We start from the raw sequence: 15,550 nt of genomic DNA, 5'->3' as shown, positions 1-15,550 counted from the left end.
GAGGATAACGCTGTTATGAAAGCCATGATCGTTCGCGCCCCTGGCGGCCTGGATCAATTAGCGCTGGTGGACCTCCCAGACCCCGGCGCACCTGGGCCCGGAGAAATCCGTGTTGCCATACACGCTACGTCGCTCAATTTCCACGATTTGCTGGTGGCCAACGGAAGCATTCCGGCAGCCGATAAACGTATCCCCATGGCGGACGGTGCTGGCGTTGTTGAAGCCGTAGGCACGGGCGTCACGGAATTCGCACCGGGGGATTCGGTGGTATCCACATTTTTCCCCCATTGGCCGGCAGGCCCTGCGTTTTCGGGCGTGGGCAACTTTGATGCTACGCCTGGAGATGGCGCAGATGGGTTTGCGGCCGAGTATGTGGTGCGGCCCGCCAGTGCCTTTACCCTGGCACCCAGGGGGTGGACCCATGCCGAAGCCGCCACCATCACCACGGCCGGCCTTACGGCATGGCGTGCGTTAGTGGGCGATGGATTGCTCAAGGCGGGTGATACCGTGCTTACCCTAGGCACGGGGGGCGTCTCCATCGCTGCCGTGCAGATTGCCAAAGCCATGGGCGCCAAGGTGATCGTCACGTCCTCCTCGGACGAGAAGCTGGCGCGGGCCATGGCCCTGGGTGCAGACCAGGGCATCAATTACCGGGAGCAAGCGGACTGGGGCAAGGTCGCTACCGAACTTACCGGTGGCAAGGGGGTAGACCATGTGGTTGAGCTCGGCGGCCCTGGCACGCTGGCCCAGTCCATCGCTGCGGTACGCGTAGGCGGGCATATTTCGTTGATCGGTGTGCTTACCGGCCGCCAGGGTGATGTACCTACCGCCCTGTTGATGGCCAAGCAGGCCCGCCTGCAAGGCCTGATCGTAGGCAACCGGCAACAGCAGCAGGACTATGTGGCGGCACTGGAGCATACCGGGCTGCGCCCAGTGCTGGACCGAAGCTTTGCCTTGAAAGACCTGGCCGAGGCCTTCCGCTTCCAGGAAAGCGGCAGCCACTTCGGCAAAGTAGTGGTCGAGTGGTAACACGGGCTCCCTGAGCCTGAGAGGACAGGCGCACACAGGGCTTTCAGCGGGTGTGGGGGTTGGCTATAGTCCCCCGCACCTGTCCCGCTGCCTTTCAAGGATCGATCTGTGAAGAAACTGCTTGCTGCCTCAGTGCTGGGTGCCGTCACCCTGTTTGCCGTCGGTGCCCACGCGGCCCCTACCTTGCTGAACGTGTCCTATGACGTGATGCGGGATTTCTACAAGGACTACAACACCGCTTTCCAGAAGCACTGGCAAGCCGAGCACCCCGAGGGCGTCACGGTACAGATGTCATTCGGCGGTTCCAGCAAGCAGGCACGTTCGGTGATCGATGGCCTGCCGGCGGACGTGATTACCATGAACATGGCCACCGACATCAATGCCCTGGCCGACAACGGCCAGTTGGTACCGGATAACTGGGTCACCTTACTCCCCAACCACAGCGCCCCGTTCACCTCGGCCACGGTCTTTATTGTGCGCAAGGGCAACCCAAAACACCTCAAGGACTGGCCCGACCTGCTTCAAAGCGGCGTACAGGTGATCGTGCCCAACCCTAAAACGTCCGGGAATGGCCGTTACACCTACCTGTCCGCCTGGGCCTACGTGCTTAAGAACGGCGGTGACGAGGCCAAGGCCAAGGCCTTCGTAGGCCAGCTGTTCAAGCAAGCCCCTGTGCTGGACACCGGCGGCCGTGCTGCCACCACCACCTTCATGACCAACCAGATCGGCGACGTGCTGGTGACGTTCGAGAACGAAGCGGAAATGATCGCGCGGGAGTTCGGCCGCGACCAGTTCGAGGTGGTGTACCCCAGCGTGTCCGCCGAGGCCGAACCTCCCGTAGCCGTGGTGGAAAAAGTAGTAGAGAAGAAAGGCACCCGCGCCCTGGCTGAGGATTACCTCAAGTACCTGTGGTCCCCAGAAGGCCAGGATATTGCAGCAGCCAACTACTTGCGCCCCCGTGACCCTGCCGTGTTGGCCAAGTACGCAGACCGCTTCCCGCAAGTGGACTTCATGTCTGTAGAAAAGACCTTCGGGGACTGGCGCACGGTGCAGAAAACCCACTTTGCCGACGGCGGCGTGTTCGATCAGCTCTACCAGCAGTGAGTACACGCCGCTATACCACGGCGCTGCACCCTCAATAAGTAGTGGCCAATTGTCATTGGCCCCTTGATCTTCCCTACCGCCACAGGTAGTTTGTACCGCCTCTCATACGCATATTCCTACCGCAGGGCCCTTTCTCGAAAAGGCCCTGCGGTAGCGCGCCTGCTTGCCTGACTTTCCTTCACTTTGCGGCCCCATGTGGGGAACACCACCATGACCACGACTCACACTCCCGCTGTGCCTTATCGGCCAGAGGTCGACGGGCTGCGCGCCCTCGCCATCCTGCCCGTGGTGCTCTACCACGCGGGCGTCCCCCTGTTTTCGGGTGGTTTCGTTGGCGTTGACATCTTTTTCGTGATCTCCGGCTACCTGATCACCTCCATCCTTCTGGCTGAACTGGCCCGTGGCCAATTTTCGCTGGTGCAATTCTACGAACGCCGCGCGCGGCGGATTCTGCCGGCCCTGACCGTGATGATGCTGGCGTGCTTGCCCATGGCATGGCTATGGCTGGACCCTTTGGACCTTAAAGCCTTCGCCAAAAGCCTGGTGGCCGTGCCGTTGTTTTCATCCAACGTATTGTTCTGGATGGAAAGCGGCTACTTCGATGGCGAGGCCGACCTTAAGCCGCTGATTCATACCTGGACCCTGGGCGTGGAAGAGCAGTACTACGTGTTGATCCCGCTATGGCTGATGCTGACCTGGCGGCTGGGCCTGCGCTTTCGCATCGCCAGCCTGGTGGCGGTAGCGCTCGCCAGCTTGGCTTGGGCCGAATACGGCGCGCAGCAGGCCAGCACAGCGGCCTTCTTTCTGTTGCCTGCTCGCGCTTGGGAGTTGCTGACCGGTTCGTTTGTGGCCCTTTATGCCACGCATCGGCCCCATCATGCTCAGAGTGCAGCCAAGCCCCAGCAACTGTTAGCGGCGACCGGGCTCGGGCTAGTGGCGCTGGCCATTTTCGGCTTTGATAGAAGCATCCCCTTCCCTGGCCTGCATGCGCTGGTGCCTACCGCAGGGGCTGCGCTACTGATTCTGTTCGCTGGCGGCAATACCTGGGTTGGTCGGTTACTGGGCACCCGGCCGCTCGTGTTGATGGGGTTGATCAGCTACAGCGCCTACCTCTGGCACCAACCTCTGCTGGCATTTGCCAGGCACCGCAGCCTGGTCCCGCCCTCGCTGGCTGAACTATTGGCGGTGGCAGCCGCCTCGCTGGTAGTGGCCTGGCTGAGCTGGCGCTATGTGGAACAGCCCTTCCGTCAACGGCGGCGTTTTAGCCGCCAGCAGGTGTTTGCCTGTGGGGCGCTGGCTTCGGCCCTGTTCATGGCCATTGGCTTGGGCGGCTACCTGACCCAAGGCTTCAAGGGGCCTGGCAATGACGATACGCGCCTGGCACAAGGGTTCGAAGACCCCACGGCTCGCGCAGGGTGCGACCGGGACTACCGTGGCGACGGTTGGGGCATTGGCGTGTGCTATTTCGGTGCTCCACGGCAGGCCGGCACGGCCGAGGTCGCCGTGTTCGGCGACAGCCATTCCGAAGCCCTGCTGCCAGCCTTCGACGCTGCGGGGCGCAGCCTGGGCTTGAGTATTGCCCACCTGGGCGTAGGGGGCTGCCCGCCTCTGCTGGGGGTAGATGTGGCGGTGGGGAACTATGGGCCAGGCGCCTGTACTGACCTGGCGCAGCGGCAGTTGGCCTACGTACGTGAGCACGGCATCAAGCGGGTGGTGCTGGTAGCGCGCTGGACGCTGTACACCGATGGCAACTACGGGCAGGCCCGGCTGACGCGGTACTTCCTGGTAACGCCTCAACAGCAGGCCCTGGACCAGACGACCTCACGGGCTGTGTTCAGGGCAGCGCTGGAGAAAACGGTGGAGGCCTACCGCGCACTCGGCGCCGAGGTGGACGTGGTAGCCCAGGCGCCGCAACAGCGGGCCAACCCCAAATACCTGTATTACCGCTTGGCACACACCGCAGCGGCCAACCCGGTTGAACAGCAGCAGGCGGTGCGTGCACTGTCCATTTCAGTGGCCGAGCACCGCCAATTGCAGCAGTACACCCGTGAGGTGTTTGACGCGGACCAGGCCCAGGGCCGGCTGCGGTTGGTGGTGCTGGACAGCCGCCTGTGTGATGCCGAGCGGTGCCTGATCGGCGATACCGCGTCCTTCTACAAGGACAGCGACCACCTCAACGAACACGGCGCACGCCTGTTCATTGAGGCTATGCAGCAGTTGCTCACGCCCCTGCCGTCACCCATGGCCACCCGGTGATTACGGATGCTGACGCCCTAGCCCCGGCGGCACACCGCTGCTGTCGGTAGCTTCCCACGGGCCGTTGGGGCTGGTTGCCCACCCCCAGCCGTTGTTCCAGCGGTAGTAGGTGCGCTGGCGGTAGTAGGTGCCCGGCTGGTTATCCAGCACGTACACCCCAAGCCCCTGGTCCCAATGGCTGGGGCCACCCGGCGGCGGTGCGAAGCTGGCCGAAGTACTCGGCGCTGGGCGAGGCGCCTGGGTAGGCGGTGCAGGTGGCGCAGGCGGCGTAACCGGCGGCTGGGCAGCCGGCCCTGCAGGCACAGGCGGCAGTGGCCGTGGCGCCGACTCGCTGGCCGGGCGCTGCGCGGAACAGGCACCCAGCCCCAGCACCAGGGTCAACAACATCAGGCGAGAGGCAAGGGGCTTCAAAGGCATCATGGTCTGGTTTCCGGGCTATCGATGGTGAGCGTATACGTGTCGCCGCTGTGCGTGGCCGCCCCTACCCATTCACCGTGCAGCGGCTGGCCCGCGCGGCTGACGCGTGCCATCACATGGACTTCCCCGAACCCCGAGAGTTTCAGGGCGGGCTGCATGGCATCGGCATCGCTCAATACCAGCGTGGTGGGCAGGTCTGCTACGCGCAGGCGCTTGACGGCCAACGGAACGGGCGGGCCATCTGCCGCACGCGCGAACACGAACACCGTGTCCTGCGGGCTGACGTGGGTGGCTACAGAGGGCGCCAACTTCACGGTCACGTTCAGCCGGCGGCCTTGAACCTGAGCGCCGCCCTCCTCCTCCAACGCATGGCGGGCGCGGTCGATGCCGGCCTGCAAGGTATCCCGCGTAGGGTCATTGGGCGCCAACCCTGCCTGTAGCCGGGCCCAGTAGGCCGCTGCGGCGGCCCAGTGCTTGCCTTCGAACGCAGCGATGCCCAACAACCCCAGGCTCGTGCTCTCGTTCGGGTCACCCTGCAGGGCTTCGTCTACCAGCGCTTGAATGCTCGCAGACCATTGCCGGCTGGCTGCAAAGTACAGTGCCTGTGCCCACTGGCCGAGCAGGGCCGGAGGCCGACCGGCCAACTGGGCCGCCTGTGCGAACAGGGGCACTGCCTCAGCAGCCCGGTTCTGGGCCATGTAGGTGCGCGCCAGTAGAAACACGGCGTCTGGCGCGTCCGGCTGCGCCTGCACCGTGCGCTCCAGCCGTGACAATGCTTGCTCGGGCGAACGGGCCGGGGTGGCCAATTCACGGGCCAGTTCCAGACGGCTCAGGGCGCCGAAGTGCAGGTAAAGGGCAATAGCCGCGGCAGGCACCAGCACCATCACGAGGCCCAAAAGCCAACGCCCGTTTCGCCTGGCCAGCGGCACCGTCTGTTGACCAGGCACATCGGCCAGCAGCGCCTTGGCCGCTTCCACCTTAGCGGCTTCCCAGGCCTCATCTTCGAGCCGGCCCGCCTCGTGCTCCTCGCGCAAGCCGGCCAGCCGCTCCTCGTAGACCTGCACGTTCACCGTGTCGCGGGGTGCCGCTGGCCGACGGCGCGACACCATCAAAGGCCAACCCAGCAGGGCACCGACGGCCAGCAGCAGGGCCATGGCAACCACCCAGAAATCAGTCATCTTCAGTGCCCTTCAACACATGGGCCAGCCGAGCCTGCTCGGCGTCGGTCAAGGTAACCGTAAGCGGGCTGCGCCGGCGCAACAGGCGGTAGCCGATCACGCCGCCAACCAGCAGAAACACCCCTGGCCCCAGCCACAACAACCAGGTACGCGCCTCGAATGCGGGCCTGTAGCGCACAAACTCGCCATACCGGTCCACCAGGTACGTGATGACCTGCTCATCGCTGTTGCCTTCCACCATCAACCGGTGGATTTCCCGGCGCAGGTCGGCGGCGATGGGCGCGTTGGAATCGGCCAGGTCCTGGTTCTGGCATTTGGGGCAGCGCAACTCCCGGGTGAGCGCGGCGAAGCGCGCCCGTTGCGCGTCGTTGTCAAACCCATAGGTCTCGATGGCCGCCTGGGCCATGCCCGCCCACATCAGGGCCAGTACCAGCCAGAACGCCCTCATGGTGCCGGCTCACTGACCAGGGCCTGGTAGCGCGGCGCCAGCTCACGCTGCCACACGTGGTCGTCCACGATCCCCACATGTTTGTAGCGGATCACGCCTTGGGCATCGATCAGGAAGGTTTCAGGCGCGCCATAGACGCCAAGGTCCAGGCCGAGGGTGCCTTGGGGGTCACTCACGTTGACCTGGTAAGGGTTGTGCAGGGTTTGCAGCCACTGGGTGGCCGCCGTGGTGTCGTCCTTGTAGTTGATGCCGTGGATCACCACGCCTTGCCGGGCCAGCCGGGCCAGCGTGGGGTGTTCCTCACGGCAGGCCACGCACCAGGTGCCCCACACGTTGACCAGCGCAGGCCTGCCCAGCAACGCTTCACGGCCTAGCGGCTGGCCACTGAGCGATGTGAGGGCAAAGGCCGGGAACGGCTTGCCGATCAGCGCCGAGGGTAGCTCGGCCGGGTCCAGGTACAGTCCTCGGTATAGCATGGCGGCCATCCCTACGAACAAGAGGAGCGGAACAGCCAACCAGCGGCGGTTCATGGTTGTACCTCTTCGGTAGCCACAGGCCGCACTCGCTGGCGCAACCGCGCTCGGTAGCGTGGGTCCAGCGCCGCCAGCACACCGCCTAGCGCGGTCAACAAGCCACCGAGCCAGATCCAGCGTACAAAGGGTTTAACCTGCAAGCGCACGGCCCAGGCCCCTTCCGGTAACGGTTCGCCCAGCGCCACATACAGGTCGGCAAACAGGCCGGCGTCGATGCCCGCCTCCGTCATCACCGAACCCTGCGCAGCGTACAGGCGCTTCTCTGGGTGAAGCACGCTTTGGGTATGGCCCTCCCGGCTCACTTCGATAATGGCCCTGTCGCCGGTGTAATTAGGGCCGCGCATGCTCTGCGTGCCTCGAAAGATAAACGTGTAGCCCCCTACCTCGGCACTGTCATTGGGTGCCATGCGCAGGTCCCGGGCGGCGTCCAGCTGAGTAGAAAACACGACACCGATGGCGGCGATGGCCAAGCCCAGGTGCGACACCTGCATGCCCCAGTAACTGCGGCGTAGCGTGCGTAGCCCGGCCATGCCTTGGTGACGGAGCTTGTCGGCCAGGTCCCGAAGGCCGGCGCCTACAACCCACGTGGCCAAGGCAAGCACAGCCAGCAAAGGCCAGTGCCGGTAGCCGCCCACCAGCCCACCCAATACAGCGCAGAGCACGGCCGCTGCCAGCACCGGCATCAGCATACGCCGCAACCACGCACTGGGGGTGGTTTTCCAGCGCATCAGTACACCCACGCCCAGGGTGGCCAGTAACAGGCCCATCAAGGGCACGAACAGGCTATTGAAGTACGGCGGCCCCACGGACAACCGGTCGCCGGCGAGGGCGTCCAGCAACAAGGGGTACAGGGTGCCTAGCAAAATGGTCGCAGCCGCGACCACCAGCAGCACGTTGTTCACCAGCAACAGGGTTTCCCGGGACGCCCAACCGAACCGCACGTGGCTGCGGACCACCGGGGCGCGCAATGCAAACAGCACCAGGGCGCCCCCCGTGACTACCAGCAGGAAGGCCAGGATAAACACACCACGGGTAGGGTCCGAGGCAAACGCATGGACCGACGTCAGCACCCCGGAACGGACCAGGAAGGTGCCCAGCAGGCTCAGCGAAAACGCCGCGATGGCCAGGAGCACCGTCCAGCTTTTGAACACGCCACGTTGCTCGGTGGCCGCCAGGGAGTGAATCAATGCCGTGCCCACCAGCCAGGGCATGAAGGAGGCGTTTTCGACCGGGTCCCAGAACCACCAGCCCCCCCAGCCCAGCTCATAGTAGGCCCACCAGGACCCCAGGCTGATGCCAATACCCAGAAAGCTCCAGGCCACCAGCGTCCAAGGCCGTGACCAGCGCGCCCAGGCCGCGTCCAGTTGGCCGCCCAGGAGCGCGGCGATTGCAAAGGCAAACGCCACTGAAAAGCCCACATAGCCCATGTACAGCATGGGCGGATGAACGATCAGGCCGATGTCCTGCAAAAGAGGATTCAGGTCCCGCCCTTGCAGTGGCACTTGCGGCAGAATGCGTGCGAACGGATTGGACGTGGCCAGCAGGAACAGTAGAAAGCCCGTGCTGATCACCCCCATCACCCCCAGCACCCGCGCCAGCATGGCAGCCGGTAACTGCCGGGAAAACAGGGACACGGCTAGGGTCCAGCCGCTCAATATCAACGCCCATAGCAGTAACGACCCCTCATGGGCACCCCAGACCGCGCTGAATTTGTAGTACCAAGGCAGTGCCGTATTGGAGTTCTCCGCCACGTAGGCCACGGAAAAGTCATCATGCAAAAACCCGTGGGCCAGGCAGCCAAAGGCGAGCACCAGGCAGGCGCATTGCCCCCAGGCCGCAGGCCTGGCCACCGCCATCCACAGCGGCACCCCGCGCCACGCACCCAACAGGGGCACTACTGTTTGTGCAAACGCCAGGCACAGCGCCAGGGCCAGGGCCAACTGCCCAAATTCAGGAATCATGGGGTGGCTCCTAGGCGGCCGCTGTCCTTGAGGGCCTTGGTGACTTCCGGGGGCATATACTTCTCATCGTGCTTGGCCAGCACTTCGTCTGCCTGCACGACACCACTGGCATCGATCACGCCCATGGCCACAATGCCCTGCCCTTCACGAAACAGGTCTGGCAGGATGCCCTGGTAATGGATAGTGACCGAGCGGGTGAAGTCCGTGACCACAAAGCGTACGTCCAGGCTGTCGGCACTGCGCACCAGCGAGCCCTTTTCCACCATGCCGCCTGCGCGAATGCGCTGGCCTGGGGGCGCTTCACCACGGGCGATCTGTGTAGGCGTGTAGAACAGGTTGATATTTTGCTGCAACGCGCTCAGCGCCAAGCCAGCCGCCAGGCCGACCCCAAGCAATAGCCCCAGCACGATCATCAGGCGTTTTTTCCGAACCACGTTCATCGGGCCTTGCTCCGTCGCACCCGGCGCGCCTCTTCATCAAGCAGGCGACGACGTGCCCGCAGGGGCACCATCAGGTTCCACAGCAGGACCAGGGCGCAGCACCCGTAGGCCGACCAGACATAAAGCCCATGGTGGCCCATGGCGAGGAAATCCCCCCACGTGGAAAAACTCATGGTGCCCTCCTCACAGGTGTCGCCGTGGCCATTACCGCCTGAGCCCACTGGCTTCGCCCTTCCCGGCGGAGCAGCTCGGTACGCATGCGCAGCAACACCACACACGCAAAGAATAAGTAGAACCCCGGCACGGTGAACGCCAGGGGGAGCCACATTTGTGCAGGCATGGCCGGCTTGGCCGTCAATGTAAAGGTGGCGCCCTGGTGCAGCGTACTCCACCACACCACGGAGTATTTGATGATGGGCACATTGATCACGCCCACGATGGCCAGCACTGCACAGGCTTTGGCGGCACTGTCGCGATTGCCGATGGCCTGGCCAAGGGCAATCAGGCCCGCATACAGGAACAACAGGATGAGCATGGAAGTGAGCCGTGCATCCCATACCCACCAGGCGCCCCAGGTGGGCTTGCCCCAGATCGACCCGGTGGCCAATGCCAACGCCGTCATGGAGGCGCCCACGGGCGCTGCGCATTTCAAGGCGATGTCTGCCAGCTTGATCTTCCACACCAGCGACACCACCCCGGCCACCGCCAGCATCACGTAACAGGTTTGCGCCAACAGGGCCGCTGGCACATGAATGTACAGAATGCGCACGCTATCGCCCTGCTGGTAGTCCGGTGGCGCAAAGGCCAGGCCCCACGTAACGCCTACGGCCAGCAGTAGCGCCGACAGGCTACCCAGCCATGGCAACAGGCGCCCGGCAAGCGTGTAGAAGCGCGGCGGTGAGGCCAGCCGGTGTAACCATGCCCAGCTCATACGCTGATCATTTCCCCTAGGTGTTCATTCATTGAGGCTGATCCGCAGGCCAGCCACCACGGCCCATGGGCCAAGCGTGAGCGCCAGTACTGCCAGGCTGGCCAGCCATAATAAAAAGCCGTCCACCGGCAGGCCGTCGAGTGCGGCCCGCAGGGCACCGCTGCCCAGGATCAGCACTGGAATATAAAGGGGCAGCACCAGCAGGGCCAGCAGCAACCCGCCACGGCGCACGCCCACGGTGAGGGCCGCCCCTATGGCCCCCAACAGCGTTAATACTGGCGTGCCCAGGGCCAGCGTGGCCATCAGAGTGGGCACTGTGCGAGCAGGCAAGCCCAGCATCAATCCCAGCACAGGGGCCAGCACACACAATGCCAGGCCCGTGAGCAACCAATACGCCGTGATTTTCGCCAGCACCGGCACAATCATGCCATGGTGGCCCAAGGCCCACTGCTCCAGCGAACCGTCTTCGAAGTCTTCACGGAACAGGCTGTCCAACGACAGCAGCACCGCCAGCACCGCCGCTACCCATACCAGCCCGGGGGCCATTTTGCGCAACAGCGCTGGGTCTGCCCCAATGGCCAAAGGAAACAGCGTGGCCACCACCGCAAAGAACACCAGCGGGTTGGCCAGGGCGGCCGGGCGACGTGCCAGCAACCTGCCTTCCCGGTGCAACAACTGCACGAAGCTCATGCAACGCCTCCCAGCGCGACGGCTCGATAGCTCGATGGCCGAATCGCCAGTTCGTGGTGAGACGTGAACGCCACCAGCCCCCCTGCCTCACAATGCTCGGCAAGGCGCCGCTCCAATTGGCTCACCGCTGCCCCATCCAGCGACGTAAAAGGCTCGTCCAGCAACCAGACCGGCGGTGCGTCCAGGTACAGCCGAGCCAACGCTACCCGCCGCTGTTGCCCGGCGGACAGGTGCTGGCAGGGCTGGTCTTCATAGCCTCCCAGGCCCATAACATGCAGCGCCTGGTCAATGGCCGCTGGGTTCGAGGGCCTGCCCAAGGCACCCCACCCTGCCAGGTTCTCGTGGGCGGTAAGGCTGAGTTTGATAGCCGGGGCATGCCCTAGCCACACCAGCTGGGCAGCCAGGGCCCGCAAGGCCGTGGGCAGCGGCTGGCCATTGAACCGTACCTGGCCAGCAGAAGGGACCGCCAGGCCACTGAGCAGCCGCAGCAGCGAGGTTTTGCCTGCCCCGTTGGGGCCGGTGATCTTCACCAGGTCGCCAGCGCGCAGGCTCACGTCCAGCCCTTCGAACAGCAGTCGCCCGTCACGTTCGCAAGCCAGCGCCAGCCCTTCCAGATGAACCGTCACATCAAACCCTGTAGGCGGCCACCACGGCGGGTTCAAGTCCTCACCGGGGGGGCCGATAGAAATAAGCAACGAAGACCCTGCGGTCGTGGTTAAAGCAGCGCGCGAGTATACACGCAGGCGTACCGCTGGGCATTGAAGGCGCAGCACTTTCAAAGGTTTGCCACACGATGACAAATGAAATCAGCGCCGTTGCCGCTGCCGCCAGCCTGGCCGGGGCCACCCGCCCTGCCACAGGTGCCGGTGAACTGGTCACCCTGCTGCAATCCACGGAAGGCGTGCTGGAGCCAGGGCAGACCGCCAAGGCCGAGGTGCTGTCCATCAAGCAGTTGCCGGCTGATTTTCAGCTGCTGCTCAAGCTCACTCTGGAAAACGGCCGCCAGACCACGGTGCAGGTGGGGGCGCTGCAACCCCTGGCCATTGGTACGCCGCTGATGGTCACGCGCATGCTGTCTGAGCAGTTGTCCGTCAGCCTGGCCGGTGCGCCGCGGACCGGCCTGACCGAGCTGGACACCCGTGCGCTGCCCGTGGGCACCTTGCTGCAAGGCAAGGTGGTTACCTCGTTGCCCGTGGCCACAGGGGACGGCCCGCCCACCTTCCGCGCCATGGTCACGTTGCTCAACAGCGCCTTGGCGGGGCAGACGCTGACCATCGACAGCCCGCAACCACTGCGGCTGGGCAGTTTGTTGAGCGCGCAGGTGCAAGGCAGCCAGGCCTTGAGCCTGGTGCAGGTGGGTGGCCAGCTGGACGCGCTGGCCCTGGCCCAGCAAGTGACCAGCCAGAACACGCGCCAGGCGTCCTTGCAAAGCCTGCTGTCTATGATTCAGTCCGCCCAAGGGCAAGGTTCGCTACCGCCGGCCGTGAGCGCCAGCGCTGCTGCCCTGCTCAACGCGCTGCCCAGTATCATGGACCTGCAAGACCCTGACCAGGTCGCCAAAGCGTTCAGCAGCAGCGGGCTGTTCCTGGAATCCGGCCTGCTAAGCGGCACCCTTGAAGCGCCTGAGACAGACCTCAAAGGCGCCCTGTTACGGCTGGTAGCCCAAGTGCTGCCCCATGTGCCCTCCGCACCCGGTGCGGCACCCCTCAACCCCGCGACCCTGGCCACCATCGTTCAGGCAGCGCCCGGCTTTTTGCGCAATGCCTTAGGCATTCTGGGCCAGGTAGGCCCTCGCGCCCAGCAAGGCTCTGGCTTCCCCTTGGCCAGCCGTGCCCTGCAAAAAAGCGAAGGTGAGGACGACCTCCATGCCTTGTTAAGGCTGGCGTCTGCAGCCCTGTCCCGTATCCAAAGCCATCAGCTGGCCAGCCTGGAACAAGGCGCGGCCTCGCCCCATGGGCCGCAGCAGCACAGCTGGCAGCTGGAAATTCCCCTGCGTGTGCTCAACGACATCGTGCCGTTGCAGGTACGGGTGAATGCTCAGGATGAGCCCAACGATCAAGCGCAGGAGCGCGAGCGCGACGCCGAAGGCAACCCTTTGCCCCTGCGCAAACTATGGCGCGTGGACCTGGCCTTCGACCTGCCCGGCCTGGGGCCGCTACAGGTGCAGGCCCAGCTGTTCAATGCCAACTTATCCAGCCAGGTGTGGGCCGAAACGCCCGCCACGGTAGCCATGGTACAGCGCGAACTGCCCTGGTTCCGCGAACGCCTCACCGCTGCCGGCCTGGAAGTGGGCGAACTCAACTGCCACAGCGGCCGCCCCCCTCAAGGCCACCGCACACACCTCGAGCAACGCTGGGTGGATGAAAACGCATGAACAACCGCTACCCCCGCCAGGCCATCGCCCTGAGCTACGACGGCACCCAGGCCCCTACCCTGTCCGGCAAAGGCGACGACGATGTGGCCGACGCCATCATCGCCATCGCCAAGGCCCACGAGGTGCCCATCTACGAGAACGCCGAGCTGGTGAAAATGCTGGGGCAGCTGGAACTGGGCGACAGTATTCCGAGGGAGCTGTACCTGACCATTGCCGAGATTATTTCGTTTGCGTGGTATTTGCAGGGGAAGGTGCCGGTGGGGGTGGATATACGGCCGGTGGATCGGGGGGAGCGGGATGTTACGCCGGTTGGGTTGTTGCCTAAGCTTGAACAAGGTGGGTAGCTTCGTTACGTAAGCGCATAACCTGACAAGAATCAGCACCGACAATAAAAAATGCTTGCTGGCTGACTTTTCTGACAGCCCCTAGGGCACGGCTACCTAACACTTTGCCAGGTTACACCAAAATGGCTTTCGGAATTTAATAATGGGGCATCTCCACGAGGATACCATTATGCCCACCTCCATGAATATCGGTGCGCCTTCTACGCTTAAGGGCACAGACCAACAAGGCTCGGTTGTAAAAGGCTCAGCAAGCTTAGCCAAAGCACTCATCACTTACACCCCATTTGGTTACACGCGTGAACACAGCCTCGGCACCACAGGCTTTGTGGGTGGTTTTAAAGAATTAGCGATGGGGTGCTATCTCTTAGGGAATGGCTACCGAGCCTACTCACCTACATTGTACCGTTTCGTCGCCAGTGACAGCCTTAGCCCCTTTGGTATAGGAGGAATAAATGCGTACGCTTATTGCACAGGTGATCCAGTCAACTATATTGACCCAGACGGGCATGGCGTTCTTTCCGCATTTAAAAAAATTTTTGGAGGAAATGGGGAGGAAAGCCTAAGAGCGCTAAAAGGCCTGTCCCCACGTCCTCAGGAGGAAAGTTTTTTCAGTAGACTTTTTAGCGCGAACAGGAAGGAAACCCGAGAAGCGTTAAGTAGCCATTTTGTACCTCCTAGGAATAAAAAAGTTCCTAGGAGCCAAGCTAGCACGCCTCCCCTCGCTAGCACACCGGCAAGTAATGCCCCAAAAAAAACCAATCAACACATACTCAATGCACGGAACCCCCTTCAAAGACCAAATACCATGCAAAAAACCACAAGCCAAAATAACTCTCCCGTTTATACACCCCTTTCCAGGGAAGAGCATAGATCAATACAGAGTAAAGTGAATGCTGATTATGGTAGGGAAGTAGATCTAAAAACATTGCCCAACTTTAGGCGCGCAGCTTACGGCCTTCCGCCCATATAACAGGAGGCCTGATTTGGCCCAATATTAGTGGACAAGGCTTGGTGGCCTAGGCTCCAAGTGCAGCAGTCAGTTAATCGTGCTCAGCTGATTTGCCGCCAGCAGCTGTACTGGCCTTCGATCTGCCCAGCCAAGGGCTGCTGCAGGTCGAAGGCCCTGCTGTTCAATGCCAACTTGTCCAGCCAGGTGTGGGTCGAAACGCCTGCTGCGGTGGCCATGGTGCAGCGCGAACTGCCCTGGTTCCGCGCGCCGCCTTCACCTAACGTAACATCACCGAGAATACAGCCATCGTCAGACCACTCATGACTAAAGGATCCGAGCATAGCCTTAAAACCTAGTATTCGAATATACGCACGTGAACTGTTATTCCGATTTTAAGAAGGCGGCAGCACATGCGAATTGATGCACGCGCTGGGCGTAATTGAGCGCACACCGTTAACAACTACTTTAATACCACCTACACCTTTCCACCTAAGTTTCAAGCCTGCTGCCCATGCAACTTACTCATCAACTCCGCCTCGGCCTGTGTCAAACCACAAGCCTGGGTAAGTTCATCAATGGTAGCCCCCATGTGCACCAATTTCGCGGCCTGTTCAAAGGACAGGTTGTCCGGGTCCCGCTGTTCCAGTTGCAGCATTTTGTCTGGCAGCGGCGCGACCACGGCGCGCAGTTCGTGCAGCGCCTCGCCCATGCGCACCGTGCCATTCTGGTAGTCCTCCAGGCGCTTGGCGAGTTCGCGGATGCGCTGGTCGCGCAGGGCGTCGCCGGCGGCCTGTTCGGCCGCAATGCGTTGCTGGTTGCGGCTGTACGAGAGGAACATCGCTACCGCGCCAACCCAGAGGATGGCCAGCACGATAACGGCGGCTTCGAGTATCAAC

At 63.0% G+C, this 15,550-nt stretch carries 18 protein-coding genes; 6 read left to right on the top strand and 12 right to left on the bottom strand.

What is annotated here, in order from left to right; translation table 11 throughout:
• Positions 1-15: 15 nt before the first annotated feature.
• From HBH25_RS09015 to HBH25_RS09005, 3 genes are all read left to right on the top strand, one after another.
• Positions 16-1,029 carry a zinc-dependent alcohol dehydrogenase family protein gene (locus HBH25_RS09015; RefSeq protein WP_168083582.1) on the top strand — a complete coding sequence of 338 codons (1,014 nt, stop codon included), beginning with the start codon at positions 16-18 and terminating at the stop codon, positions 1,027-1,029.
• A 108-nt stretch (positions 1,030-1,137) separates the two neighbouring features.
• Positions 1,138-2,133 carry a sulfate ABC transporter substrate-binding protein gene (locus HBH25_RS09010; protein WP_168083581.1) on the top strand — a complete coding sequence of 332 codons (996 nt, stop codon included), beginning with the start codon at positions 1,138-1,140 and terminating at the stop codon, positions 2,131-2,133.
• A gap of 210 nt (positions 2,134-2,343) precedes the next feature.
• The gene (locus HBH25_RS09005) at positions 2,344-4,389 is read left to right on the top strand and encodes an acyltransferase family protein (RefSeq protein ID WP_168083580.1); all 2,046 of its coding nucleotides are present in this window, start codon (positions 2,344-2,346) and stop codon (positions 4,387-4,389) included.
• Here the strand turns inward: HBH25_RS09005 and HBH25_RS09000 are convergent, their stop codons facing one another.
• The 10 genes from HBH25_RS09000 to ccmA are packed head-to-tail and all read right to left on the bottom strand — an operon-like array spanning position 4,390 to position 11,613.
• On the bottom strand, positions 4,390-4,809 hold the full coding sequence (locus HBH25_RS09000) for a hypothetical protein (RefSeq protein ID WP_229631866.1): 420 nt from the start codon (positions 4,807-4,809) through the stop codon (positions 4,390-4,392).
• Complete coding sequence (gene ccmI, locus HBH25_RS08995) at positions 4,806-5,984, bottom strand: c-type cytochrome biogenesis protein CcmI (RefSeq protein ID WP_168083579.1); 1,179 nt, start codon at positions 5,982-5,984, stop codon at positions 4,806-4,808. Before ccmI ends, HBH25_RS09000 begins: the two co-directional genes overlap by 4 nt.
• Positions 5,977-6,432 (bottom strand): cytochrome c-type biogenesis protein, encoded by a 456-nt coding sequence (locus tag HBH25_RS08990; RefSeq protein ID WP_168083578.1) that lies wholly within the window; start codon positions 6,430-6,432, stop codon positions 5,977-5,979. Before HBH25_RS08990 ends, ccmI begins: the two co-directional genes overlap by 8 nt.
• Positions 6,429-6,962 (bottom strand): DsbE family thiol:disulfide interchange protein, encoded by a 534-nt coding sequence (locus HBH25_RS08985; protein WP_168083577.1) that lies wholly within the window; start codon positions 6,960-6,962, stop codon positions 6,429-6,431. The genes HBH25_RS08990 and HBH25_RS08985 overlap by 4 nt, the downstream gene beginning before the upstream one ends.
• Positions 6,959-8,926: a heme lyase CcmF/NrfE family subunit gene (locus tag HBH25_RS08980; protein ID WP_168083576.1), complete on the bottom strand. Its 1,968-nt coding sequence runs from the start codon at positions 8,924-8,926 to the stop codon at positions 6,959-6,961. The genes HBH25_RS08985 and HBH25_RS08980 overlap by 4 nt, the downstream gene beginning before the upstream one ends.
• The gene (gene ccmE / locus HBH25_RS08975) at positions 8,923-9,366 is read right to left on the bottom strand and encodes a cytochrome c maturation protein CcmE (protein ID WP_168083575.1); all 444 of its coding nucleotides are present in this window, start codon (positions 9,364-9,366) and stop codon (positions 8,923-8,925) included. The genes HBH25_RS08980 and ccmE overlap by 4 nt, the downstream gene beginning before the upstream one ends.
• Entirely contained in the window at positions 9,363-9,539 is a 177-nt protein-coding gene (gene ccmD / locus HBH25_RS08970; protein WP_168083574.1) for a heme exporter protein CcmD, read from the bottom strand. Before ccmD ends, ccmE begins: the two co-directional genes overlap by 4 nt.
• Positions 9,536-10,297 carry a heme ABC transporter permease gene (locus HBH25_RS08965; protein ID WP_168083573.1) on the bottom strand — a complete coding sequence of 254 codons (762 nt, stop codon included), beginning with the start codon at positions 10,295-10,297 and terminating at the stop codon, positions 9,536-9,538. Before HBH25_RS08965 ends, ccmD begins: the two co-directional genes overlap by 4 nt.
• A gap of 24 nt (positions 10,298-10,321) precedes the next feature.
• Positions 10,322-10,987, bottom strand: coding sequence for a heme exporter protein CcmB (gene ccmB, locus HBH25_RS08960; protein WP_168083572.1), 666 nt, complete (start codon positions 10,985-10,987; stop codon positions 10,322-10,324).
• A complete protein-coding gene (gene ccmA / locus HBH25_RS08955; protein ID WP_168083851.1) occupies positions 10,984-11,613 on the bottom strand; it encodes a cytochrome c biogenesis heme-transporting ATPase CcmA in 630 nt (209 codons plus the stop codon). The genes ccmB and ccmA overlap by 4 nt, the downstream gene beginning before the upstream one ends.
• A gap of 167 nt (positions 11,614-11,780) precedes the next feature.
• On the opposite strand from ccmA, the gene fliK reads away from it, so the two are divergent.
• The 3 genes from fliK to HBH25_RS08940 all read left to right on the top strand — a co-directional run bounded on the left by fliK (position 11,781) and on the right by HBH25_RS08940 (position 14,675).
• A complete protein-coding gene (fliK, locus tag HBH25_RS08950) occupies positions 11,781-13,361 on the top strand; it encodes a flagellar hook-length control protein FliK (RefSeq protein WP_168083571.1) in 1,581 nt (526 codons plus the stop codon).
• Positions 13,358-13,705, top strand: coding sequence for an EscU/YscU/HrcU family type III secretion system export apparatus switch protein (locus HBH25_RS08945; RefSeq protein WP_168083570.1), 348 nt, complete (start codon positions 13,358-13,360; stop codon positions 13,703-13,705). Before fliK ends, HBH25_RS08945 begins: the two co-directional genes overlap by 4 nt.
• A gap of 169 nt (positions 13,706-13,874) precedes the next feature.
• Entirely contained in the window at positions 13,875-14,675 is an 801-nt protein-coding gene (locus tag HBH25_RS08940; RefSeq protein WP_229631864.1) for an RHS repeat-associated core domain-containing protein, read from the top strand.
• An 80-nt stretch (positions 14,676-14,755) separates the two neighbouring features.
• Here HBH25_RS08940 and HBH25_RS08935 read toward each other — a convergent pair whose 3' ends face one another.
• Both HBH25_RS08935 and HBH25_RS08930 read right to left on the bottom strand, forming a co-directional pair.
• On the bottom strand, positions 14,756-14,995 hold the full coding sequence (locus HBH25_RS08935; protein WP_168083568.1) for a hypothetical protein: 240 nt from the start codon (positions 14,993-14,995) through the stop codon (positions 14,756-14,758).
• Positions 14,996-15,150: 155 nt separating this feature from the next.
• On the bottom strand, positions 15,151-15,549 hold the full coding sequence (locus tag HBH25_RS08930) for a DUF2802 domain-containing protein (RefSeq protein ID WP_168083567.1): 399 nt from the start codon (positions 15,547-15,549) through the stop codon (positions 15,151-15,153).
• Position 15,550: the final 1 nt, after the last annotated feature.

The sequence above is a fragment of the Pseudomonas quercus genome, from assembly GCF_012033695.1.
Lineage (GTDB): Bacteria > Pseudomonadota > Gammaproteobacteria > Pseudomonadales > Pseudomonadaceae > Aquipseudomonas > Aquipseudomonas quercus.
The sequence above is the reverse complement of the archived record's forward strand: the minus strand, read 5'-3'. Positions and strand labels throughout refer to the sequence as shown.

Excerpts from the sequence above, each read along its gene's own strand:
- HBH25_RS09015 (WP_168083582.1), top strand. The coding sequence starts at position 16 with ATGAAAGCCATGATCGTTCGCGCCCCTGGCGGCCTGGATCAATTAGCG.
- HBH25_RS09005 (WP_168083580.1), top strand. The coding sequence starts at position 2,344 with ATGACCACGACTCACACTCCCGCTGTGCCTTATCGGCCAGAGGTCGAC.
- HBH25_RS09000 (WP_229631866.1), bottom strand. The coding sequence starts at position 4,809 with ATGATGCCTTTGAAGCCCCTTGCCTCTCGCCTGATGTTGTTGACCCTG.
- ccmI (WP_168083579.1), bottom strand. The coding sequence starts at position 5,984 with ATGACTGATTTCTGGGTGGTTGCCATGGCCCTGCTGCTGGCCGTCGGT.
- HBH25_RS08990 (WP_168083578.1), bottom strand. The coding sequence starts at position 6,432 with ATGAGGGCGTTCTGGCTGGTACTGGCCCTGATGTGGGCGGGCATGGCC.
- HBH25_RS08985 (WP_168083577.1), bottom strand. The coding sequence starts at position 6,962 with ATGAACCGCCGCTGGTTGGCTGTTCCGCTCCTCTTGTTCGTAGGGATG.
- HBH25_RS08980 (WP_168083576.1), bottom strand. The coding sequence starts at position 8,926 with ATGATTCCTGAATTTGGGCAGTTGGCCCTGGCCCTGGCGCTGTGCCTG.
- ccmE (WP_168083575.1), bottom strand. The coding sequence starts at position 9,366 with ATGAACGTGGTTCGGAAAAAACGCCTGATGATCGTGCTGGGGCTATTG.
- ccmD (WP_168083574.1), bottom strand. The coding sequence starts at position 9,539 with ATGAGTTTTTCCACGTGGGGGGATTTCCTCGCCATGGGCCACCATGGG.
- HBH25_RS08965 (WP_168083573.1), bottom strand. The coding sequence starts at position 10,297 with ATGAGCTGGGCATGGTTACACCGGCTGGCCTCACCGCCGCGCTTCTAC.
- ccmB (WP_168083572.1), bottom strand. The coding sequence starts at position 10,987 with ATGAGCTTCGTGCAGTTGTTGCACCGGGAAGGCAGGTTGCTGGCACGT.
- fliK (WP_168083571.1), top strand. The coding sequence starts at position 11,781 with ATGACAAATGAAATCAGCGCCGTTGCCGCTGCCGCCAGCCTGGCCGGG.
- HBH25_RS08945 (WP_168083570.1), top strand. The coding sequence starts at position 13,358 with ATGAACAACCGCTACCCCCGCCAGGCCATCGCCCTGAGCTACGACGGC.
- HBH25_RS08940 (WP_229631864.1), top strand. The coding sequence starts at position 13,875 with ATGCCCACCTCCATGAATATCGGTGCGCCTTCTACGCTTAAGGGCACA.
- HBH25_RS08935 (WP_168083568.1), bottom strand. The coding sequence starts at position 14,995 with ATGCTCGGATCCTTTAGTCATGAGTGGTCTGACGATGGCTGTATTCTC.